27 protein-coding genes are annotated in these 20,486 nt (G+C 59.9%); 16 read left to right on the top strand and 11 right to left on the bottom strand.

All coding sequences use genetic code 11. The features are described from left to right. Positions 1-349 precede the first annotated feature (349 nt). Together FG99_RS30355 and FG99_RS30350 are read right to left on the bottom strand one after the other, a co-directional pair. A complete protein-coding gene (locus tag FG99_RS30355; RefSeq protein WP_043273962.1) occupies positions 350-1,510 on the bottom strand; it encodes a site-specific integrase in 1,161 nt (386 codons plus the stop codon). Next, on the bottom strand, positions 1,503-1,763 hold the full coding sequence (locus tag FG99_RS30350; RefSeq protein WP_051879434.1) for a helix-turn-helix domain-containing protein: 261 nt from the start codon (positions 1,761-1,763) through the stop codon (positions 1,503-1,505). Before FG99_RS30350 ends, FG99_RS30355 begins: the two co-directional genes overlap by 8 nt. Positions 1,764-1,906: 143 nt before the next feature. Here FG99_RS30350 and pilM point away from each other — a divergent pair, with 143 nt between their 5' ends. From pilM to FG99_RS30285, 16 genes are all read left to right on the top strand, one after another. Continuing rightward, the gene (gene pilM, locus FG99_RS31845) at positions 1,907-2,347 is read left to right on the top strand and encodes a type IV pilus biogenesis protein PilM (RefSeq protein ID WP_081884773.1); all 441 of its coding nucleotides are present in this window, start codon (positions 1,907-1,909) and stop codon (positions 2,345-2,347) included. A 922-nt stretch (positions 2,348-3,269) separates the two neighbouring features. Next, a complete protein-coding gene (locus FG99_RS32585; RefSeq protein WP_065085034.1) occupies positions 3,270-3,647 on the top strand; it encodes a hypothetical protein in 378 nt (125 codons plus the stop codon). A 72-nt stretch (positions 3,648-3,719) separates the two neighbouring features. After that, the gene (locus FG99_RS31830) at positions 3,720-3,899 is read left to right on the top strand and encodes a hypothetical protein (protein ID WP_081884772.1); all 180 of its coding nucleotides are present in this window, start codon (positions 3,720-3,722) and stop codon (positions 3,897-3,899) included. Positions 3,900-4,358: 459 nt separating this feature from the next. Beyond that, positions 4,359-4,850: an STY4534 family ICE replication protein gene (locus FG99_RS30345; protein ID WP_043273959.1), complete on the top strand. Its 492-nt coding sequence runs from the start codon at positions 4,359-4,361 to the stop codon at positions 4,848-4,850. A gap of 131 nt (positions 4,851-4,981) precedes the next feature. Beyond that, positions 4,982-5,143 (top strand): hypothetical protein, encoded by a 162-nt coding sequence (locus FG99_RS32580; protein ID WP_168187664.1) that lies wholly within the window; start codon positions 4,982-4,984, stop codon positions 5,141-5,143. A 286-nt stretch (positions 5,144-5,429) separates the two neighbouring features. Then, entirely contained in the window at positions 5,430-5,723 is a 294-nt protein-coding gene (locus tag FG99_RS30335) for a hypothetical protein (RefSeq protein WP_051879432.1), read from the top strand. Between the two features lie 73 nt (positions 5,724-5,796). Beyond that, complete coding sequence (locus FG99_RS30330) at positions 5,797-6,507, top strand: DUF5983 family protein (RefSeq protein WP_043273957.1); 711 nt, start codon at positions 5,797-5,799, stop codon at positions 6,505-6,507. Between the two features lie 239 nt (positions 6,508-6,746). Then, on the top strand, positions 6,747-7,091 hold the full coding sequence (locus FG99_RS30325; RefSeq protein ID WP_043273955.1) for a hypothetical protein: 345 nt from the start codon (positions 6,747-6,749) through the stop codon (positions 7,089-7,091). Between the two features lie 59 nt (positions 7,092-7,150). Further along, a complete protein-coding gene (locus FG99_RS30320) occupies positions 7,151-7,768 on the top strand; it encodes a DUF3275 family protein (RefSeq protein ID WP_043273954.1) in 618 nt (205 codons plus the stop codon). Continuing rightward, positions 7,765-8,061 carry a hypothetical protein gene (locus FG99_RS30315; protein ID WP_043273953.1) on the top strand — a complete coding sequence of 99 codons (297 nt, stop codon included), beginning with the start codon at positions 7,765-7,767 and terminating at the stop codon, positions 8,059-8,061. Before FG99_RS30320 ends, FG99_RS30315 begins: the two co-directional genes overlap by 4 nt. Before the next feature lie 66 nt (positions 8,062-8,127). Further along, positions 8,128-8,490 (top strand): hypothetical protein, encoded by a 363-nt coding sequence (locus FG99_RS30310; protein WP_043273952.1) that lies wholly within the window; start codon positions 8,128-8,130, stop codon positions 8,488-8,490. 65 nt (positions 8,491-8,555) lie between these two features. Then, complete coding sequence (locus tag FG99_RS30305) at positions 8,556-8,810, top strand: hypothetical protein (RefSeq protein ID WP_043273951.1); 255 nt, start codon at positions 8,556-8,558, stop codon at positions 8,808-8,810. A gap of 81 nt (positions 8,811-8,891) precedes the next feature. Beyond that, positions 8,892-9,497, top strand: a complete 606-nt coding sequence (locus tag FG99_RS30300) for a hypothetical protein (protein WP_043273950.1) — start codon at positions 8,892-8,894, stop codon at positions 9,495-9,497. A gap of 28 nt (positions 9,498-9,525) precedes the next feature. Next, positions 9,526-10,968, top strand: coding sequence for a DUF6094 domain-containing protein (locus tag FG99_RS30295; protein WP_043273949.1), 1,443 nt, complete (start codon positions 9,526-9,528; stop codon positions 10,966-10,968). 104 nt (positions 10,969-11,072) lie between these two features. After that, complete coding sequence (locus tag FG99_RS30290; RefSeq protein WP_141678394.1) at positions 11,073-13,322, top strand: DEAD/DEAH box helicase; 2,250 nt, start codon at positions 11,073-11,075, stop codon at positions 13,320-13,322. Positions 13,323-13,402: 80 nt separating this feature from the next. Beyond that, entirely contained in the window at positions 13,403-13,651 is a 249-nt protein-coding gene (locus FG99_RS30285) for a hypothetical protein (RefSeq protein WP_051879430.1), read from the top strand. A gap of 57 nt (positions 13,652-13,708) precedes the next feature. Here the strand turns inward: FG99_RS30285 and FG99_RS32380 are convergent, their stop codons facing one another. From FG99_RS32380 to FG99_RS30245, 9 genes are all read right to left on the bottom strand, one after another. After that, positions 13,709-14,065: a hypothetical protein gene (locus tag FG99_RS32380; protein WP_139093078.1), complete on the bottom strand. Its 357-nt coding sequence runs from the start codon at positions 14,063-14,065 to the stop codon at positions 13,709-13,711. 36 nt (positions 14,066-14,101) lie between these two features. Further along, complete coding sequence (locus FG99_RS30280; RefSeq protein ID WP_051879428.1) at positions 14,102-15,199, bottom strand: DinB/UmuC family translesion DNA polymerase; 1,098 nt, start codon at positions 15,197-15,199, stop codon at positions 14,102-14,104. Positions 15,200-15,276: 77 nt separating this feature from the next. Then, positions 15,277-15,822 carry an arsinothricin resistance N-acetyltransferase ArsN1 family B gene (locus FG99_RS30275; protein ID WP_043273945.1) on the bottom strand — a complete coding sequence of 182 codons (546 nt, stop codon included), beginning with the start codon at positions 15,820-15,822 and terminating at the stop codon, positions 15,277-15,279. A gap of 7 nt (positions 15,823-15,829) precedes the next feature. Next, a complete protein-coding gene (gene arsH, locus FG99_RS30270) occupies positions 15,830-16,531 on the bottom strand; it encodes an arsenical resistance protein ArsH (RefSeq protein ID WP_043273944.1) in 702 nt (233 codons plus the stop codon). A 12-nt stretch (positions 16,532-16,543) separates the two neighbouring features. Beyond that, positions 16,544-17,014, bottom strand: a complete 471-nt coding sequence (locus FG99_RS30265; protein WP_043273942.1) for an arsenate reductase ArsC — start codon at positions 17,012-17,014, stop codon at positions 16,544-16,546. Between the two features lie 27 nt (positions 17,015-17,041). Next, positions 17,042-18,325: an arsenic transporter gene (locus FG99_RS30260; protein ID WP_043273941.1), complete on the bottom strand. Its 1,284-nt coding sequence runs from the start codon at positions 18,323-18,325 to the stop codon at positions 17,042-17,044. 20 nt (positions 18,326-18,345) lie between these two features. Further along, positions 18,346-18,693, bottom strand: coding sequence for a metalloregulator ArsR/SmtB family transcription factor (locus tag FG99_RS30255; protein WP_043273940.1), 348 nt, complete (start codon positions 18,691-18,693; stop codon positions 18,346-18,348). 179 nt (positions 18,694-18,872) lie between these two features. Beyond that, the gene (locus tag FG99_RS30250) at positions 18,873-19,490 is read right to left on the bottom strand and encodes a class I SAM-dependent methyltransferase (RefSeq protein WP_043274015.1); all 618 of its coding nucleotides are present in this window, start codon (positions 19,488-19,490) and stop codon (positions 18,873-18,875) included. Positions 19,491-19,539: 49 nt separating this feature from the next. Further along, positions 19,540-20,469, bottom strand: a complete 930-nt coding sequence (locus FG99_RS30245) for a LysR family transcriptional regulator (RefSeq protein ID WP_043273939.1) — start codon at positions 20,467-20,469, stop codon at positions 19,540-19,542. Positions 20,470-20,486: the final 17 nt, after the last annotated feature.

The raw sequence follows: 20,486 nt of genomic DNA, 5'->3' as shown, positions 1-20,486 counted from the left end.
CCACACACCGGATTGGCAAGGAGGCTTGTCAATTGAAAACTAAGATGTTCGCGCAGTTGTGATGGAACGACCCATCGTAACGCTGTTGCCAAACACTTCCAGTCCAGACAGTGGTTACCTGCGTCCCCCGGATAGACCACCAGTTACCTGTCCCGGCTTCTTGGCATGAAATAACCTGGCTTAGGTCCATGTAGCTGTTTCCAGGAACAACGCGCGCAAAGTTCTTATCCCCTTGTGCCCACACACCGGATTGGCAAGGCTGTCGCAAAGTCGTCAGTTTTTTGCCAACAAACTATCCTCCATGCCTTACACGACGGCCCCTCGACCTTTGATTAGGCTCACGCCTCACCTATAAAAAAGTGTGAGGCTGGGCGAGCGAGATTGCTCGACTGGCCAGTGGATCCAGCATGAAGATTCTGCTCTCGTCGACAGTGTCCAAGTATTGGTCAGGCGGTGGAACCGTGACCTTATCTCGTATCGACACCATCAGCTTGCGTAGGAGCTCGTCCTGAGCTCGCTGAAGTGCCTCAGCTTCACTTGGTGCCGTGACGCTCAGCCCATCAAAGTCCAGCACGCGAATGGTTATGCCATCAGTCGAGGTGTCGGCGATGGCGGGGTATGGGATCAGGTGGTCCAGCACGACTTGTTGTCCCCTACCGCGGTTGCCTTCCAACTTTTTCACAAGCCTGGCAGCCTGCAAATGGGTGTAGCGCTTCAGCATTGCGAGCGATTTGTGACCGGTGATGGACGCGATCTCCATGACGTCCATCGTGTTGAGCTCGAACAGTCGAGTTGTCGCTTCATGCCGAAGGTCATGGAAGTGAAGGTCCAGGATGGCCAATCTCTGCAACATGATTCGCCAGGCGGACTTCAGGCCATTCGAGGTGTAGCAGAACACTCGACCTTTGGTTTTGACTCCCAACCTGGTCAGTGCATCCCTCGCCTTTAGGCTCAACGGCACGTCACGCTTCGAGCCATTCTTGGTTTCTGGCAGGTGAGCGACGCGACGCTGCAGGTTGATGTGCTCCCATTCTAGCTTGAGTAGCTCGCCTTGCCGCATTGCGGTTTCCAAAGCCAAGACGACCAGGGAGAACAACTCCTCGGTAGGGTGGGCGTGGCAGTACCGCAGAATCCGCCGCTCCTCGCGCGGCAGAAGCCGGCGATCACGACCAGGTGGCGCTTTCGGCTTACGTACGTTGGTGACGGGGTTGGTATCGCAGGCGCCCCACTCGATTCTCGCCACATCGAAGACATGCGAGAGCAAAGACATTTCCAGTCGCACCGTCGCCGGGGAAATCGTTTTCCCTGTCCTCTGGCTGACCTGTGCCAAACGATCATCACGGTACTTGGCGATGTCGGGGCTTTGAATTTCGCGCATTTGCCGCCCAGCTAGTTCTGAGCGCAGCAGGCTCGCAAGTCGGTAGCTTTCCTGGGCGTAGCCCTTCTTCAGGATTGAGACTTTCGAGCGGTAGAGCTCAAGCCCTTCGCGGAGGGTTAGATCGTTACTCATGGACCTCTTCCAGCTTGGCCTGCGTCATGATGGCCAGCTGGCTAAACGGAATGTCCAATGCACCACAGAGGGTGAAAACGGTATCTAGCGTGGGAGACTTCTGGCCGCGCTCGAGCAGACTGATGTATGTCCGGTCGAGACCAGCCTCGAACCCCAGAACCTCTTGGGATAGACCACGCGCCTTACGCAGCTCTGCCAAAGCAGCACCGAAGGCTTTATTGTGATCCCCAGTTGGAACAGGTTGGCGTGCCAAGAACTCGACCTAAGCGCAAAGGTCGAATTCTGGAATCGCCCTCCTTCATCGTCTGCGGACTATAGTCTACAGACCGATTGCCTCCCCGATTTCCGGCCGTTACGATCGAGCGACCCTCGATATACTCGACCCAAAGGCACCGCATGTACTTCTACTGGATAGCTCTTACCATCTTGATCGTTGCCGGCGGGATCATGAGCCAGGTTCAGCACCAGGACGAAGTCACCGCTGATGCAGCGACGGTCGATACGCTGAGCCGAAGCATGTTGGTCTATCGATCAGCGGCTGCTGAATATGCACGCAACAATCCTGCGTTTGCGGGAGTTCCTGCAGACACAGCGCTCAGCCTCCCCAGCTGGTACTCGAAGCCCGCAGGAGTAACGTCGTATCTCTCAGGTGGATCAGCGTACACCTACTACACAGGCAACACGCCTGCTGGCCTGCCTGCCGCTCTGGTCGACAGAACCCAGGCTACGACTGTAGGCGTGAAGCGCTCCGGCACACTGTTTTCACCTACCGCAGGCAATACCGGAATCAGCATTCCGGCCGCCGTGCCCGATGGTGCTGTTGTGGCCGTCAACTGACGCCCGGCTGGCTTGAGAGTCGCGCCGCGCCTTGCATCAGCGCCGACGTACCAACATAATGACATCAAACAGGTTTCACCCCGCTGGCTACTGACGGTCATCATGTAGCGCCCAGGTGTCGGAGGTTCGCCTCGATACCAAACCAAAAGCACGCTTAGCTCCGGGAAGGGCGTGCGGATCTGGTTGGAACTCTCCCTGTGTCTCCCTGCTCTCTCTAGTCGCGCAGCCGTCTAACTCGTGATGACCGAGTTCAAAGGCATATAGGGTTTCAAGAGGTTCGGCGCATCGTAATCTGAGGGCCACACCGGTGTTGTGGCCCATCCTTTTTCCCCTCCCCTTGGGTAACCTGATGGCCTTGAACTTCAGGGGCATGAGGCTACCCAAAGGGTTTCGTTTTCGTGGCCGGTGGCCCGCCGGCGAAAAGCAGGGTTCCTTTTGTGCGCGGATGCGTGCCAATTGTTTGCTGGCCATAGCCACTAAAACCGGCCAGGTGATGAGAATCGTCGTTCAATGCCCAGGGATCGACGTCTGTCACGGTGGCATCTTCTTCCTGACTTCGTTCCTTCGAACTCAGCCGGGGGCGGCTACTAGACATGGTTGCCCTCGGCTCGCTGTTCCCCATCGCCCTCTGCTGTCCCCCCTCCTTGCCCGCTCCAGTTCCTCCCTCCGCTTGACACCCTCTCGACATTCCCCCAATGATATTTGCGTGATCTGCTGACGTCGTCAGCGACATGCCCATGCAACTTGGACCCGAAGAGTTGCGACACCTCTTGGTGTTGGTCCATCCCAAGACCGCTTAGCTTCTGGTAGCGCGGTCGATCGATTTCGGTCGATAGAAGCACCTTCCGCCAACCCAGCGGGGAATTCACTTCCCCGACGGGGCCAGTGTTTCTCCGCATTTTCAACCTGCAGGAGAAACACCATGTCCACGCCGTCCCTCAGCTACCGCTTCGGTGAAGCTCTCGGAACCGTCACTCGGGAATTCCTGCGTGCGGTACAACAACCCCGGCCCAAAGCCATCCCTCGCCCGCACCTACGGCATCATGAGCCTGCAGCACCGCACCCCTCGGGTGACGTGCTCGAGTACATGTGCCAAGTCCCTGCGATCGCTCGCCTGAGAAAGGTGAACCTCGCCGACTGGTACGAGCAAAACACCCGTGAGTGTGCCCCGGAAAAACCCAAGCGCACCCGCAAACGCAAAGCCGTTGTTAAGGCCTTGCCCAGCAGTTCTTCCATCCCAGTCCTGAAAATGGGCCCCCTCAACGACCTGATTGCGCCGGTTGATTCCTTGACCTGCTAATCGATATCCGCCACTCACCCGGCTGGGAAACCTCCCTGCCGGGCGGTTTTCCAGCTGATTCAAAGGAAAACCATGAGCCCTGCAAAACTGTCTGCAATCGCAGAAGACCTGCGAAAGATTGGTACTACAGCCGTAGCCGCAGGTTTGATTGGCATCTTTCTCGGAGAGCACCGCATCCTGACTGCCCTTGCGCTGTCTGTTGGTGTGGTAATCTGGTCAACAGGTATCTACCTGACTCAGGAGGAATCTTGAGATGAGCCAAACGACTTTCGGCGTGATCATGCTGACCGCCCTACTCGTAGTGTGCTTGTCGATGGCAGCTTGGGCTGACTGGCCCAATCTCAAACGTAAGCTGACAAAGCTTAATCATCGCCACCGCCCACATTGACACCGCGCCCCTCCTTCCGAGGGGCTTTTTCATTCTGGGGGCTTGACAAGTGCAACTGGCATTTCCATTCTTGGCACCGTGAGCTGCTGATGTTGTCAGCAACCCCGCCCCAGCAGTCATGATCTGCAAGACTGCGACACCACAGGTGTTGATCCCCCCAAGATCGCCTAGCTTCCGGAAGCGCGATCAACCTGGTCCAACCAGGTGGAAGCTCCCTCACCCAGCTCCAAGCATACCCACTAAGCTCTAACCCTCGCGGGGAATACTTTCCCCCCATGGGCGAAGTGTTTCTCCGCTTTCACTTTTGAAACTGGAGAAACCCCATGAGCAACCAAACCCAAGACACCAAGTTCTTCGATCTGCATACCTCCGGTATCGGTTACCTCAACCGCATCCGCGAAGTGCCCATCCGTAAGGGCACCCCCCTTCTCGCCGTTACCGTCGCAGCCCTTCGTGGCTCCTCGGACGACGTCGAATACTCCTACATCGACTGCAACGTCGTCGGCGCCGAAGCTGAAAAGCTCGTTCGCCGCTGCCAGCAGGCCGTAGACGCCGGCAAGAAGGTCCTCGTGGCTTTCCGCATTGGCGACATTCGGACGGAAGCGTTCACCTACGAAAAAGGCGAGAAGAAAGGTCAGGCCGGCGCAAGCCTCAAAGGCCGGCTGCTCTTCCTCAACTGGATCAAGGTGGATGGCGAAACCGTCTACGAAGCTAAGCCCAAGGACAGCGTGGATCAGGCCCCCCAACAGGCTGGTCCTGCTTCCGATGCTCCTGCAGCTGAGCAACAGCAGCAAGGCGATCAGTTCGCCGCTTGATCGAATCCAAGGCGCCCCCAAGGGCGCCTTTTACAACCTACGCACTGCGCTGATTGTCATCGCGAACCCATCCGGGGGGCACCATTTCCCCCCAGGGGCATGGTGTTCTCCAAATTAATTTGGAGATCATCATGAATTACGCCCAAGCCGTTGAAATGCCCGCTCTGCCCGAAGTTGAAGAAGTAAGCCTGACCGACATCGAGGATGAACTGCTCAACAGCAGCCACTTCTGCGACATGGCCTGGTTGATCTTCTCCAGCCCGAGCACTGATGCAGCCGTTCTGACCGCTTAATACCACGGGCACCGCAAGGTGCCCTCCCCCTTCCCCAGGGCCAATGCCTTGGGCATGCGGCTCCGGATCACCAGGAGAACATCATGTCCTTCGGAAAATTGGCTCTCGAATTCTGTGACGAACAACTGCCGCTTCAGGTCCTCGAAAGCGGTGCCGGCTACTACATCGGCACCTGTACGGCACCTGGACGCAGAGAGCACATACCTAGCTCGATGTGCCTCGCACTTTTCCCCTGACGGGTTCATCACCCGCCCGGGCTGGTGAACCTCCCCATGGAGCTTCACCAATGAACAGAACCTACCCTGAGCGTCTGCCGGCGTTGCTTGCTATTGCAGAGCATGCAGCTCGTTCCGATTTCCACTACTGGCTAGACGGAGGTGTCGTTGATGAGTTTGGCGACGCCGGACTCAGCATCTTGCTTTATGACATTCAACCGGCGATCGAGGCCCTTGCTCAAGCTGATTTCGAGCATGGCTGCGACTCATCGGACTCCCCAATTCTTCAGCAATATGCCCTGGTGAAGTGCTATCAGACGGCAAGAAGCGTTGAAGTGAAACTGCACGCCCGCGCGACCGGCTAACTGCGCCACACCTTACAAACCCATCAAGGGAGCTCCCTTGATGGGGGCTGCTCCTTCTCACCTAGGACCCGCCATGAGCACACCGAACCCTTTCCTCGACAACCTGTGCCGGTACCGCGTCGAGCGTCTGCTTCAAGTCAAATACTCGAACAGCGAAGTGCCGTGCAATCGAGCGATCCATAGCAGCCAAGCACATTTGAAGGACCGAGAGGTTCAGTGCAAACCCTGCATATTCAGCGACGACCTCTGCCTCATCGTAGGGGCTGGGAACATAGATCCGGAGCTCGCCGAGCGCTGCGGAAGTGAAGGCACGGTAATCGACGTCACCTACGCCGTTCTGGATGCAGATACCGGCCGCTTCATAGGGGACACCTACACCCTTGATGGCGCTCATGACCTTGTTGACCGTCTAACGCGCCGCTATGAGCCATGGAGTCGCTCCTGGGAGATTAGCAAAGCCCACCTTCCGTTGAAGGCTCTGCATGCCCTCCTGGAGAGTTTCGGCACGAAGATGCCGATCCGACTCGCTGGAGTCCTTATTGGAGTCTTCTGGATAGACGAACTGGGCACTGTTGGCTTCCGCCTGGTGCATACGCCCTGGACCGACGAGAGCCTGGAGGTGATGGATTTGACCGCCTCAGCCTTGCGAGAGGAACAGATCGCCGCTGGCTATCCGGTCGAACTGGTCGACCTACTTCATCTTGCAGCTCAAGCTGACGTTCGCTACCTGGTACTCGATCCATTCGCGCCCGCGCTCAAGGGCCTAAAAATTTTCGATCATTGAGCATTCTGGCCTGCGGGATTCCCCTCAGGCCCCTAATTCCGGATTGGCTCGCTGTCGTTGACAGTGCCTCCAAGGGAGCCAGGGTTTAAGGCTCCGGCGCGCAAGCGCTAACCCCCCCCAAGACCGCCAAGCACTCGGTAGCGCGGTCGCATCACTTGTTGATGGAGTGCATCTTCCACCACCCACGCGGGGACCCTTCCCCGCGGATGAGGCCTCCCCGCACCTGTAGGAGACCTCGAATGCCTGTCCCGGCAAACCCCAAGACGCAGGAAACTGCTGCGTACCTGAAGTACCCGGTCGTGCTGAGCAACAGCGCCTGGCTCAGCGCGGTTTATCTTGAAAACCCGAACCGGGTTGGGGAGATGAGCCTGCGCCTGGCCAGTGTGGTGCAAGCGGCATGGTACGAGCTGAAGCTCGCACCGGATGCGGAAAAGTTCGTCTTCGCCGTCGTACACAAACAGCCTGTCGGTCGTGAACGAGTGTGGATCTCACTCTCGCTCACTGTCGTCCGGCCCCAGTCTGAACCTCCCTACCTCCACGTCGAGCTCCTGGACGAAACCTCCCCCGAGGTCGACCAGGACTAGCTTCACAACCACCTACAGTCCCGCCGCCGGCGGGACTTCCTTTTCCATAGGCAGACAACATGATCAGCATCGCTGGCCAGTTGGCCATCCGCACCATCACAGGTCGCAACGGCCCATTCAACGTGGGGCGGCTGGTGACCTCCATTGGCGAATTCGTCATCAAGGACCCCGGCCTGGACCAGTACACGGAGGGTAAGTACCAGGGCGATTTTGCAATCACGCAAATCCGCCCGTCCTACTACACCCACGGTGGACGACTGGTTGTCGAGATCAGGGCCGAGCTCGGCGGCATGAGCCTGGACGATGTAACCAATCTCAGCGCCGAAGACGAAGAGCAGCTGTCGACGACCGTGCTCGATCCCCTTGAGGAGGAGAGCTCGCCGCCGGCGGTGAAGCCGTCGAAGGCTCAGCAGCCAGTTGCCCGCACGTCCACATTGATTGCGGCACCAGCCGACTCCGATGAACCGTTCGGCATGAAGCCCGCTGCACCGGCCGCACCGAACAGTGATGAATCACCAGACGAAGAACTCTTCGGCACGGTCTGGCCCCTGGCCGATACCGTGAAACTAGACCCCACCGTTGACCGACAACGCTTGCGCGCGCAGTGCGCACGTTTGGGCGAGCTCGGGTACTCCCTGGACTTCAAACTCCAGGTCTGGAACAGGAGAACGCCATGAACCAGCTTTACGCCTTAACTGAGTTTTCCAACCTGCTGCTGCAGGCATCCAGCTCGTTACGCGAAGTGGGTGCGGAAGACCTCGCGGATCTCTTCGTGATCGCGCTTTACGATCGGTCGATGGTCGACCTGGCCATCGCCCAGCTGCGTATCCGCGCAGCGCAGGGCGAGCAGCCAGCAGACCCGGGCGGAGATACTCCCTGGAGTGTCTCCGGTGCGCAGGCACAGGAATATACCCTGCGGCTCACCCAGCGGCTGGATCGATGCATCCGCTTCAACCGCGTCAGCCTCTGATCTGACGCCACCACCCAGCCGGGTACTCCCGGCAAGGGAGTCTCGGCCTAACAGAGGAGAGCACCCATGGGCTGGCTATTTTCACATCGATCCAAGGAGCAGCTTCTACGCGAGCTGCTTGCAGCATCGTCCACCTTCTCGCGTGACAGGGAGATCCTTGCTCACTCCGTTGTCGGCAATGAGCTCTGGACCGTAGTGAAGCTAACTCTTCACGTCGCGGGCCTAATCAATGGCAACCTGGAAGGCGACAGCTTCACCTTCATCAACCTCGACCTCCTCGATGTCAGCAACGGCTATTGGGGAAGCCAGTCCATCAGCGAGTCGATGGGACCCTACTACTACGGCTGCCCCCTCGACTTTCTCGACATGGCCACCTTCGGAGTGAACCTGGTCTGGCGAGAGCAGCTTCGGCAGCATCACCAAGCCTGAACACCAACCGACCACCCTGAGGGGCTCCCTCAGGGAGCTCCTTGCAACCACAACAGGAGCTCACCATGAATGCCATTTTCGCCAGCCTGACCCCGGAAATCCTCAGCAACGTCGAGGACCAGCTGTCCAACAACGAAGTGTCCTGCGACGAGGAGATGGTCGACTTCTTCATCGAAGAACTCGGCCTCTCCCTGGAGCAGGCTGAAGCTGCAGTCGCACTTCGCTCGCAGTATCTGCAGATGATTTTCCTCGCAGGCCAAGGCCCTCTCCATGAGGCCAACGGCCTGGTCTTCTGCCCCGCTACCAAGAGCGTCCGCTGACGCTAACCAACACCACCTGGACCTACCCCAAGGGGCTTCACCGCCCCTCTGGGGCGGGCAGCCCTCCTTCGGAGGATCGCTATGCCCAGTCCAACCAAGCTCTTCCAGATCGAGGAGCTCCCTGACCTGTTCGTCGACGCCTGCGTGTGCGATGAGCAGCGCAACCTGGTGTTCCTTTCCGCCTGGGGACGCGACACCGTACTGCAGGAGTTTCTGGCCAGGCTGACGCTTGGTCGGGAGGAGAGCGGGATCGACCAGTTCCACGTCATCGTGGACGGTCGGCGCCTACCTGTCTTCCCCAACCAGGAGCTGCTCGAAAAACGCACCACAAGGCAGTTCCGCGGCACTCTGTTCGGCAGCCTCTTGCATCTCTGGCTGTTTGATCGTCGCGCCTCGACGCCCGACCAGGCCAATCACTTCGCCTTCGCGCTCCTGGAGCGCGAGGAGGATCCACACCACCGGCTCTGGCCGCTGGTAATGGAAACCTGTCCGCTGCCCCTCCTCCCACACTGGCGCGAGCCGGTGATGGGAGTCCTCATCCAGCACCAGATGTTGACCGCCCTGCCCGGGGCGATCGGCAACGTCTGCGCTTGGCGCCTCACTCTCCAGCTCGACGTGCTCGAGCCCTCCCTCGGAGAGCTGATCCGCCGCGGCGAACTCACCACCGATGCTCAGGCCCAGGCCTGAGCTCCAACTATCGACTCAAGGAAGCCCCATGGCACTCATGTTTCCGCGCCTGGCGCGCAACTTCGCCCGCAATGGCTATTACCCCACTGACGAAGTCACACTCGAACGCGCCCTGCAGGCGCTCATTCCCGCCCCTTCGGGCAGGATGAGGATCTGCGATCCGTGCGCTGGAGAGGGCGTTGCCCTGGCTGAGGCAGCCCATGTTCTGGGCCGCGACCAGGTCCAAGCGTTCGCCGTCGAATATGACCGCGAACGCGCCGACCATGCCCGTGGCATTCTCGACCGGGTGTTGCACAGCGACCTCTTCGACACCCTGATCAGCCGGCAGTCGTTCGGTTTGCTCTGGCTCAACCCACCCTATGGTGACCTGGTGGCGGACCACTCAGGTGCATCCCAGTACCAAGGAAGCGGCCGCCGGCGGCTGGAGAAGGCCTTTTACCAGCGCTGTCTCCCGCTACTGCAGTACGGCGGCGTGATGGTGCTCATCGTTCCTCACTATGTGCTGGACGACGAGCTGACTGGATGGCTGAGCAACCACTTCACCGCCCTGCGCGTTTACGGCGCCGCGGATCCCACCTTCAAGCAGGTGGTGATCTTCGGCATCCGGGTACGTCGGCAGGACCTGGCCAGGGCTGACGTCAGCCAGGTTAGATCTCACCTGCAGGCGATCGGCGCCGGCCTGGACCAGGCTGAGGAGATTCCAGCCAGCTGGCCATGGGAGCCCTATGCGGTCCTACCGGCAACAAACGAGCTGGAGCACTTCTACCGAGTAACACTGGAGCCAGAGCAGTTCGCCGGCGAGATTCAACGCTTAAGGGGCCTGTGGCCTGACTTCAGCCTCCACTTCGGCCAGACAGGCCTGCAGCCTCGCCCGCCTGTCAGGGAGCTCTCCCGCTGGCACTTGGCTCTAGCCCTAGCTGCCGGGGCGATCTCCGGCGTTGTGCGCTCGAGGTCGGGCCGGACCCTAGTCGTCAAGGGTGACACCTATAAGGACAAGGTCCGCAAGACCGAATTCACCGAAGACGAAGACGGCAACGTCACCGAGGTGCGGATCCTCACCGACCGCTTCATACCGATCATCAGGGCTTGGGAAATGACGCCCTCCTCCGCGAATCATGGCTGCGTGCTGACCATCAGCTCATCCGCCGCGACCACAGAGGTGGCCGACACTCCCCGGCCTGAGCCTGAACCTGGACCGCTGTTCTTCCCGGGGCAGATTGTGATGACCGCTGCCATCAGCCACTTGGTGGAGATCGGCCAACTCAACCCCACCACCTACCTCAAACGCCACCTGGTAGGCGACTGGGGGAATCTCTGCGACGAGGACTGGAACACCAACCAGCAAGCCTTGAAGCACGGTGACAGGTTGTTCTCCAGCTACGATGTCGACGCCGGCGATGAGTCCAGGATCTGGATCATCACCGAGGCCGACCGCAGCTCCACCACCTTGCTGCTCCCCAGCGATTACTAACCCACCACCTACGCGGCCCCCAACTCCACACCACCCTGCAGGGTATGCCGATACCCGAAGGGGGACACGCATGCCCTGCATTTCATCACCTGCAGGAGATGCACATGAACACGCTGACCCAACCGGCCGCTTCGGCCGCTTCCCCACTGAATATCAACCTGACTGACTTCATCGACGAGTTCGGCGATGAGCTCCTGGCGTCACTCAACCGCTCCAACCCTCCGGTCTACGCCGGCGCCAACAACATGCAACGCCAGTTGGTGATGGATAACCTCAAGCGCAAGCCCTTCGCGGCCCAGGCTGAGGTGGTTCAAGCCATAGCGGCGCTGCTTCTAGACCGCAACGAGCAGGCTGGCGTCATCAACGCAGAGATGGGTACCGGGAAGACGATGATGGCCATCGCTGTATCAGCTGTAATGCACGCGGCAGGTTACCGTCGAACAATGGTCATCTCTCCACCTCACCTGGTCTACAAGTGGCGCCGGGAGATCCTGGAAACTATCCCTAACGCCCGCGTCTGGGTGCTCAACGGTCCGGACACTCTGGTTAAGTTGCTCAAGTTACGAGACCAGATGGGCGAGGCCTACGATGGTCGCCAGGAGTTCTTCATCCTCGGCCGCGTCCGGATGCGGATGGGATTCCACTGGCGGCTTGCCTGTTGGAAGAAACGCTCAGCCGGCGGCTTGCTGCTCGCTTCGTGTCCAGATTGCGGCCAGGTCCTCGAGGACCTGGAGGGCAACCTGGTCACCGTCGAGGAGTTCGAACGCAGTGATCGCCGACGCACCTGTCTTGCCTGCAAGGGTGCCCTCTGGACACTCATGCGGCCTGGCAAGGTCGATGGTGGTGACCGGCGTGCAACGATTCTCAAGTCAATGTGCCGCATCCCCACCATAGGACCGGTCAGGGCCGAGCGCTTGCTCAACGACTTCGGCGAGGACTTCCTGGCCTCCATGCTGGTGGACAACGTCTCGGAGTTCATCAACCTGATGGACGCCAAGGGCAACTTCGTCTTCAGCGACCGCCAGGCCAAACGCATGGAACGGTCGATGGCCAACATCGAGTTCGGGTTCGGCGAGGGGGGTTACCAACCGACCGAATTCATCAAGCGCTACCTACCCGATGGATACTTCGACCTGCTGGTGGTGGACGAGGGACATGAGTACAAGAACAGTGGTTCGGCCCAGGGCCAGGCCATGGGCGTTCTGGCAGCCAAAGCACGGAAATCCGTGTTGCTGACCGGAACACTCATGGGCGGTTATGCCGACGACCTGTTCTACCTATTGTTCCGCATCCTCACCCGGCGCATGATCGAGGACGGCTACCGACCCAACGCGCGCGGCAGCATGGCTCCTGCAGCTATGTCGTTCATGCGCGATCACGGAGTGCTGAAGGACATCTACACCGAGCGCGACGGGGACTCGCACAAGACCGCCAAGGGCAAGAAGCTCTCGGTACGAACGGTGAAAGCCCCTGGCTTCGGCCCTAAAGGCATTCACCGGTTCGTGCTGCCGTTCACCGTGTTCCTGAAGCTCAAGGACATCGGTGGCAACGTGCTGCCCGACTACCAGGAGGAGTTCGTCGACGTGCCCATGGCGCCGGAGCAGGCCTCGGCCTACCAGCGCTTGGCTGCCACGTTGACCACTGAACTCCGCCAGGCCTTGGCACGGCGAGACACCACCCTACTGGGTGTGGTGCTCAATGTGCTGCTGGCCTGGCCGGACTGCTGCTTCCGATCGGAGATGGTCAAACATCCTCGAACCCGGGAAACGCTAGCTTTCGTTCCTGCGATCTTCGGTGACGAGCAACTGATGCCCAAGGAGCAGGCGCTCTTGGACCTCTGCCTCGAGGAAAAAGCGAACGGCCGCAAGGTCCTCGCATACACCGTCTACAGTGGGACGCGCGACACTACGTCCAGGCTGAAGAAGGTTCTCAAGCAGGCGGGGCTGAAGGTAGCTGTGCTGAGGGCCACGGTAGATACCGCACGACGCGAGGATTGGATCCTCGACCAGGTCGACCGCGGCATCGACGTGCTGATCACCAATCCAGAGCTGGTCAAGACTGGACTGGACCTCCTGGACTTCCCGACCATTGCGTTCCTGCAGACGGGCTACAACGTCTACACGCTGCAACAAGCGGCGCGGCGGTCGTGGAGAATCGGGCAGAAACACCCGGTGCGCGTCATCTTCTTCGGCTACGCCGGCAGCTCGCAGATCACCTGCCTGCAGCTGATGGCCAAGAAGATCGCCGTGGCACAGAGCACGTCGGGAGACGTTCCGGAGTCAGGCCTCGACTCGCTGAACCAGGACGGTGACTCGGTTGAGATGGCACTGGCGCGGCAATTGATTGCTGCATAAATTAAAGGCCACCTCAGGGTGGCCTTTCTTTTCAGAGCCTGAACCAGGCGACTGTTTGTCATTACGCAGGAGCGAGCTGTATGTCTGAGCAAAACTTGATACCGGACATCATCGATATCCGAAAAATGACCACTGCCACATGCGCAATGGCATTCGAGGAACTAAACGAAGCTGTTCGGACGATCGAATTAACCACTTCCGAGATGAACAAAAGACAGCTTGAACTCTGGACCAGACTAAAAGTGTCTCTGGTGGACTTTTCGAGAGATATGTTGCTAGCAGAAGCTCATCATGAGGAGATTGATCGCCGCCTTGGTTTGAAGCTCTGACTCAACTATGTAACTCTCAGAGCGCCCAGACATGCTTAGGGCGCTCTGCTGTAGCGACTATCCTTTATCTGCGTTCTCCACTGCGCGCTTCAAATCTCCGATGCATTTTTGCAGCTCTGCTGTGAGGCTTGGCTGCTCTGTTTTATGACCCGCCATCGCGTCGGTTGCAGCGACTACACCCTGGGCAGCGTTGGCCGCGGCCGACTCTGCAGGCAATCTGGTTTGTATATCGCGCAGGAACGTTTTCGCTTTTTCAGTAGACCCGGGCATATTGAGCGAGAGGCGCGCGCATTCGTTGAGATCCTTGATGGCGGAATAACCTCCAGCGGTAGTCCCTGCTCCAGCCGCCAGATAAACCCCATAGCCAACAACGCATGCTACGAATACCACACTTCCCACTACTGACTTCTTCAAGATAAACTTCCCATGTGATTAGAGCAGCTATATTACTCAACATATCGACGGAATTTCATCCCATCGTGAAACATAGCCTGGAGACTTCAATTCTTGTTTCATCCTCCATCCAGGAATCGGCGGTACTCGCCCTGGGCGAAGAGTGCCCCGTCCGAACTCCGCATTGATCCGATCCATCACTGCCATCAGCCGTTCGCCGCCAGGCCGCGGTGCCGGTGCAAACATGTCGACCTGGGCGAGGCCTGGGGCGACCAGGTCCATGAGCACCACCCCAGCCTTCATGTAGCGGAAGCCCGGCCGGAATATGCGATCCAGGCCAGCCAGAGCGGCAGCGACCAAGTCGCGGGTATCTGAACAGGGTGTCAGCAGCGGCACCGTAGCCGCATTGGCATAACGCCGCTCCCGATCGTTGAACTGCCCTGTCTGGATGAACACCTGCAGCGCACAGGCATAGTCGCCCTGGGCACGCAGCTTTTCCGCAGCCCGGGCAGCATAACTGGCTATTGCCTCGCGCAGCGCCGCCTGCTCGGTCACCCGATCGCTGAAGCTGCGGCTGCAGGCAATCATCTTCTTCGGCGCCGGCCCCTCCTCGAGGGCATAACAGACTTCCCCGCGCAGCTCTCGCAACGTCTTCTCCAACGAAACGCTGAACTGTCGTCGCAGCACTTTCGGATCCTGCTCGGCGAGCTGTGCGGCAGTGATGATGCCCATGGCGCCCAGCTGCTCGAACAGTCGCCGCCCAACTCCCCAAATCTCATTGATAGGGGCGTGCAGCAGCAATGCGCCGATCTGTTCCGGGCGTGTCATCACTGCAACGCCACCGCGCGTGTGCTTTTTCGCCGCCCAGTTGGCCAGCTTCGCCAACGTCTTCGTCGGCGCAATGCCTACCCCTACAGGGATACCTACCAGACGCTGAACTTCGGCCCGGATCCTGCGGCCTTGGGCAGCCAAGGAGCCGGGCACGCCGGTCAGGTCAAGGAAACACTCGTCGACCGAGTAGATCTCCTGGCGCGGCGCGAAATCTCTAAGGACGGCCATCACACGCGACGACAGGTTGCCGTTTATGTGGAATAGAAAATCAAGCCAGTCGAATTGGTCTGCTGATGACCAAAGAAGCGTCTCTCGTGTGGCCACGGCGCTGCTAATTATTTCCGGCCGTACCTACGACTAGCGCGCTTTGTAACCGTGATGGGCAGAGATCGGCTGTGGATTCAACCCGCAATTTCCAGGAACAGCCGAGGCTCGTCAGGCAGATTGCTCTGCGTAGCAAGCTCACGGCGCCAGTAACCCACGTCATGCCATTGCCCCAGCTTGAAGCCGACCTGAGGGAAAGTGCCGATGTGCCGGAATCCGAGCCGCTCATGCAGGCCAACGCTACCGGCGTTGGGCAGCGCAATGCCAGCATAGGCCGCGTTGAATCCCTGCTTGGCCAGGATTGGAAGCAGCTCGGCATAGAGGCTGCGACCCACTCCAGCGCGACGCTCACCCTCCGCGATGTAGACGGTCACATCCACTGCCCAGCGGTATGCGGCACGTTCTCTGTGCTGGCTGGCGTAGGCGTAGCCAACCAGGCGTCCATCACGCATCGCGACGAGGTAAGGGTACTTCTGCAAGGTCGTGGCGATGCGCTGCCGCATCTCCTCGATGGTCGGCGGCACCTCCTCGAAGGAGATTGCCGTGCCAGCCACTATGGGGGCGTAGATGAGCTGGATTGCCGGCGCATCTTCAGGGCGTGCTTGTCTGATTTCGATGGGCATGGCGACCTCAGATCGAGCGCTGATTCACGCGGGCGGAAAGCTGCTCGGCGCTTTCCTTGCGCTCCGAATAACGATCCACTAGGAAGTCCTGGCGATCACGCAGCAGCAAGGTGAACTTCACCAGCTCCTCCATCACGTCCACTACACGGTCGTAGTACGCCGATGGCTTCATGCGCCCCGCATCGTCGAACTCCAGGTAGGCCTTGGGCACAGAGGATTGGTTGGGAATGGTGAACATGCGCATCCAACGGCCAAGTACGCGCAGTTGGTTGACCACGTTGAACGACTGCGAGCCGCCGCAGACCTGCATCACCGCCAGCGTCTTACCCTGGGTGGGGCGCACGGCGCCGAGTGCCAGGGGAATCCAGTCGATCTGCGCCTTGAACACGGCCGAAAGCGCTCCGTGGCGCTCCGGCGAGCACCACACCTGGCCTTCCGACCACAGCACCAGATCACGCAGTTCCTGCACCTTGGGATGCTCCACCGGCACGTCGTCAGGTAGCGGCAGGCCCGAAGGATTGAAGATGCGCGTCTCGGCGCCGAAGTGCTCCAGTAAGCGCGAGGCTTCTTCAATCAGCAGGCGGCTGAAGGAGCGTTCGCGCGTAGATCCATAGAGCAGCAGGATGCGTGGCTTGTGCTCACTGGTGCGGGTTGCCGCTGGCGGCAGGTCGAACAGCGAAAGGTCGAGGTTGGGCAGTTGCTCGGACATGTTTCCTCCTGCTCAGAGAGCGCCGATGCGATCCAGCTCGCGCTTGAGTTCGTCGCGGCCGAGGGTGGCGAAAGGAAGGCCGAAGAAGGCCCGGCAGCGCAGCTCGATGCGAGCCAGCGTGGCGCGGAAGGCGGCGTTGATCGAAGCCTCGTCCCCCTCGATATCCGACGGGTCTTCCAGTCCCCAGTGGGACCTGAGCGCCGGGCCAAAGTACACCGGGCAGGCTTCGCCGGCAGCCTTGTCACAAACGGTGATGACGATGTCCGGCGGGGTGCCTTCGAAGGCATCGTTGCCCTTGCTGCTCAGGTCCGCCGTGGAGATGCCGGCCTGCTGCAGGGTAGTGAGGCTGCGCGGCAACACCTGGCCCTTGGGGAAGCTGCCGGAGCTGACCGCCTCGAAGCCTTCCGGCGCCAGGTGGTTGAACAGCGCTTCGGAGAGGATGCTGCGGCAGCTGTTGGCCGTGCACATGAACAGGACTCGCATGGAGGTCTCCTCCGCTCAACGCGGACGTCAGAGGCTCAGGCGCAGCGCCAGGGCCGAAAGGGTGATCAGCAGGACGGGCAGGGTCAGCAGGATGCCGACCTTGAAGTAGTAGCCCCAGGTGATGCGCATGCCTTTACGCTCCAGCACATGCAGCCAGAGCAGCGTGGCGAGGCTGCCGATGGGGGTGATCTTCGGGCCGAGGTCACAGCCGATCACGTTGGCGTAGATCATCGCCTCGCGCACCAGGCCTTCCGCACCGCTGGCCTGGATCGACAGCGCGCCGACCAGCACGCTGGGCATGTTGTTCATCACCGATGACAGCAGCGCCGAGAGCAGGCCGGTACCGATGGCAGCGCTCCACAAACCCTGTTCGGCAAGGTGGTCGAGCAGGTGGGTGAGGAACTCCGTGAGGCCGGCATTCTTCAGGCCGTATACCACCAGGTACATGCCGAGGGAGAAGATCACCACCTGCCAGGGCGCTTCGCGCAGCACGCGGCGGGTGGAGATGCGGTGCCCGCGAGCGGCGACGGTAAACAGAATGGCCGCACAGGCAACGGCCACCGCGCTGACCGGAATGCCCAGCGGTTCCAGGGCGAACAGGCCGACCAGCAGCACCAGCAACGTCCACCAGCCGACAATGAAGGTGGCGCGGTCGTGTATCGCCGCCTTCGGCTCCTTCAGCGCGTCGAGCGCGTACTGCCTCGGGATATCGCGGCGGAAGAACAGGAACAGCACCAGCAGGGTGGCGGCGACACTGGCGAGGTTCACCGGCACCATCACCGAGGCGTACTCGGCAAAGCCCAGGCCGAAGTAATCAGCCGAGACAATATTCACCAGGTTGGAGACCACCAGCGGCAGGCTCGCTGTGTCGGCGATGAAGCCCGCAGCCATGACGAAGGCCAAGGTTGCGGCCGGCGAGAAGCGCAGGGCGAGCAGCATCGACATGACAATGGGCGTGAGGATCAGTGCAGCACCATCGTTGGCGAACAGCGCCGAGACAGCAGCGCCGAGCAGTATGCAGAAGGCAAACAGCCGGTAGCCGCTGCCATTCGCCCAGCGCGCGACGTGCAACGCGGCCCACTCGAAGAACCCGGCCTCATCCAGCAGCAGGCTGATGATGATGACGGCGATGAACGTGGCGGTGGCGTTCCAGACAATCGCCCACACGGTCGGGATGTCATGCAGCGAAACCGCGCCGGCGGCCAGGGCGATGATCGCTCCCAGCGCGGCACTCCAGCCGACGCCGAGGCCCTTGGGTTGCCAGATGACCAGAACGAGGGTGAAGACGAAGACAGCAACGGCGACCAGCATGGAAGACTCGCTCGAGGGGATCAGCAGCAGGCGGCATCACGGACGGGGCGGCCGTCCATGTTCTGCAGGCGGAGGGTGTTGTCGGCCAGCCATTGCGCGTTGGCTCGCAGGGTGACCTGCAGCATCTCGTGTACCCAGTCAGGCAGCTCGGGGTTGAGGCGGTAATACACCCACTGGCCCTGGCGACGATCCAGCAGCAGGCCGCTGCTGCGTAGCTGTGCCAGGTGGCGGCTGATCTTCGGCTGGCTGTCGTCCAGCGCGCACATCAGCTCGCAGACGCAGAGTTCGCCCAGACTGGCGATGAGCAGGGTGGCGCGAACACGGGTCTCGTCGGCCAGGCTCTTGAAGACTTCGGGCGGAGTGATCATGACTGCACCTCGCATATTCAAAATCGAATATACGTATATCCATATGTTTAATGCAAGAGCATCACCTAAAAATGCCGGTTGATGGCTGTCAGGTGTTCTGCAGCTAATCGCCTATTGCAGCGCTACTGCCGTCAATCACACGGAGACTTCCCGCTCGTGGATTAAGCAAATATCAGTGTTCAACTCAGTTTTCGGCAGTAGCAATAGAGGAATTTCTGCACCGTCCCGAAGGGGGTTCTGTGGTCTTCCTTAGCATGCCCCAGCAGTTGGTAGTCGGCACCGAACTCCCCATGCAGAGCTTCCGCGCTGTAGCGCCTTACAGGCAAACCGCTGCACTTCTTAGGGCCGTCCTCAGCAAAGGTCCCGATGATGACAAAGCCGCCGGGCTTCACCGCGCGGTCGACTACCTGGAGGTACCGCAGCCTATCCTGCGGCCCTGTCAAAAAGTGGTAAACAGCGCGATCGTGCCAGAGATCGAACTGGTGTCGCTGGAGCTCCACCTGGGTTATGTCCGCCTCCAACCAATGGACATCGCAGGCTTTAGTACCAAGCCGTGCCTTCGCTACTGCTAACGCGGAGGCCGAGATGTCGAGGACGGTCAGATCGTTGAAGCCCAACCCCAGAAGATCATCCACCAAAGTTGACGCCCCGCCGCCTACATCAATGACAGCAGACGCCGGGTTAACACCCAACTGGCGGATCAAGGCAACCGAGCTGTCGGCATGTTCCTGGTACCAACTCACTGCTTCGGCGCTTTTCTCGGTATACACGCGCTCCCAATGGGATTTGCTCTTCATCATCTGTTCCTGGGCTAACGAAGCAAGTGCAAGCATCTTTCGGAAAAACTCAGTCGATCAACTCAACCTCTGGGATACCAGCCGCGGTTGTCTCCTTGAGCAGCGAAATGAACTCCGTCAGATACGGCTTGCTGCTCTCGGAGGGCAAGGTCGCTGCCCAGATTTCCGATGTCAGTCCTTCTCGGGTAATCGGTTTGGCGGTCACGTATTGCCGTTGCAGATAACTCTGAACGGCCCAGCGAGGCAATACTGCTATCCCGCGCCCTGTGGCGACCAGCATCAGGATCGCCACGGTCAGCTCCGTGGTGCGTCGGACCGGCTTGATGCCAGCTGGGCGGAGCAGCAAGCGAACAACATCCAGGGCGTCGTCTTCCACCGGGTAAGTCACCAGGGTTTCGTCACGGAAGTCTTCCGCCTCCAGGTGGGCCTTCTGCGACAGCGCATGGTCGTTTGCCACCAACCCCACAAGGCGATAGCGGAACAGGCCATGAAAATCGACACCCTGCTCGTCCTTGTCCGCGCAGGAAACTAGCGCGAGATCGGCACGACCTTGATGAAGCAACCCGATCGGATCGGCGTGGTAACCCGACACCAGATCGATCTCCACCTCGGGCCAGCGCGCACGGAATGCATCCACCGCCGGCATCAGCCAGTCGAAACAGGTGTGGCACTCGATGGCGATCCGCAGCGTGCCGCTGACGCCGCTAGTCATGCGCAGCAGATCGCGAGTGGTCTGGTTGAGGATGGGAACGACCTGGTCCGCAGCTTCCAGCAGACGCCGCCCAGCGGGCGTGAACATCACGGGAGAGGATTTGCGCACGAACAATGACACGCCGTAAAAATCCTCCAACGCCTTGATGTGGTGGGACAGCGCACCCTGCGTCAGACGCATCCAGGTCGCAGCCTTGGACACACTGCCGCTGTCGCGCAGGGCAATCAGCGTTTGCAGGTGGCGAATATCGATGGGAATCCGATCCATTAAAAATACTGAGATCA

The sequence above is a fragment of the Pseudomonas sp. AAC genome, assembly GCF_000725445.1.
Classification (GTDB): Bacteria; Pseudomonadota; Gammaproteobacteria; order Pseudomonadales; family Pseudomonadaceae; genus Pseudomonas; species Pseudomonas citronellolis.
The sequence above is the reverse complement of the archived record's forward strand: the minus strand, read 5'-3'. Positions and strand labels throughout refer to the sequence as shown.

Bases quoted from the DNA above. Each gene is read 5' to 3' on its own strand.
- FG99_RS30305 (WP_043273951.1), top strand. From the start codon at position 8,556: ATGAATGCCATTTTCGCCAGCCTGACCCCGGAAATCCTCAGCAACGTC.
- FG99_RS31830 (WP_081884772.1), top strand. From the start codon at position 3,720: ATGAGCCCTGCAAAACTGTCTGCAATCGCAGAAGACCTGCGAAAGATT.
- FG99_RS30345 (WP_043273959.1), top strand. From the start codon at position 4,359: ATGAGCAACCAAACCCAAGACACCAAGTTCTTCGATCTGCATACCTCC.
- FG99_RS30300 (WP_043273950.1), top strand. From the start codon at position 8,892: ATGCCCAGTCCAACCAAGCTCTTCCAGATCGAGGAGCTCCCTGACCTG.
- pilM (WP_081884773.1), top strand. From the start codon at position 1,907: ATGTACTTCTACTGGATAGCTCTTACCATCTTGATCGTTGCCGGCGGG.
- FG99_RS32585 (WP_065085034.1), top strand. From the start codon at position 3,270: ATGTCCACGCCGTCCCTCAGCTACCGCTTCGGTGAAGCTCTCGGAACC.
- FG99_RS30265 (WP_043273942.1), bottom strand. From the start codon at position 17,014: ATGCGAGTCCTGTTCATGTGCACGGCCAACAGCTGCCGCAGCATCCTC.
- FG99_RS30330 (WP_043273957.1), top strand. From the start codon at position 5,797: ATGAGCACACCGAACCCTTTCCTCGACAACCTGTGCCGGTACCGCGTC.
- FG99_RS30245 (WP_043273939.1), bottom strand. From the start codon at position 20,469: ATGGATCGGATTCCCATCGATATTCGCCACCTGCAAACGCTGATTGCC.
- FG99_RS30320 (WP_043273954.1), top strand. From the start codon at position 7,151: ATGATCAGCATCGCTGGCCAGTTGGCCATCCGCACCATCACAGGTCGC.
- FG99_RS30295 (WP_043273949.1), top strand. From the start codon at position 9,526: ATGGCACTCATGTTTCCGCGCCTGGCGCGCAACTTCGCCCGCAATGGC.
- FG99_RS30250 (WP_043274015.1), bottom strand. From the start codon at position 19,490: ATGAAGAGCAAATCCCATTGGGAGCGCGTGTATACCGAGAAAAGCGCC.
- FG99_RS30290 (WP_141678394.1), top strand. From the start codon at position 11,073: ATGAACACGCTGACCCAACCGGCCGCTTCGGCCGCTTCCCCACTGAAT.
- arsH (WP_043273944.1), bottom strand. From the start codon at position 16,531: ATGTCCGAGCAACTGCCCAACCTCGACCTTTCGCTGTTCGACCTGCCG.
- FG99_RS30325 (WP_043273955.1), top strand. From the start codon at position 6,747: ATGCCTGTCCCGGCAAACCCCAAGACGCAGGAAACTGCTGCGTACCTG.
- FG99_RS30355 (WP_043273962.1), bottom strand. From the start codon at position 1,510: ATGAGTAACGATCTAACCCTCCGCGAAGGGCTTGAGCTCTACCGCTCG.
- FG99_RS32580 (WP_168187664.1), top strand. From the start codon at position 4,982: ATGAATTACGCCCAAGCCGTTGAAATGCCCGCTCTGCCCGAAGTTGAA.
- FG99_RS30255 (WP_043273940.1), bottom strand. From the start codon at position 18,693: ATGATCACTCCGCCCGAAGTCTTCAAGAGCCTGGCCGACGAGACCCGT.
- FG99_RS30315 (WP_043273953.1), top strand. From the start codon at position 7,765: ATGAACCAGCTTTACGCCTTAACTGAGTTTTCCAACCTGCTGCTGCAG.
- FG99_RS30335 (WP_051879432.1), top strand. From the start codon at position 5,430: ATGAACAGAACCTACCCTGAGCGTCTGCCGGCGTTGCTTGCTATTGCA.
- FG99_RS30275 (WP_043273945.1), bottom strand. From the start codon at position 15,822: ATGCCCATCGAAATCAGACAAGCACGCCCTGAAGATGCGCCGGCAATC.
- FG99_RS30310 (WP_043273952.1), top strand. From the start codon at position 8,128: ATGGGCTGGCTATTTTCACATCGATCCAAGGAGCAGCTTCTACGCGAG.
- FG99_RS30260 (WP_043273941.1), bottom strand. From the start codon at position 18,325: ATGCTGGTCGCCGTTGCTGTCTTCGTCTTCACCCTCGTTCTGGTCATC.
- FG99_RS30285 (WP_051879430.1), top strand. From the start codon at position 13,403: ATGTCTGAGCAAAACTTGATACCGGACATCATCGATATCCGAAAAATG.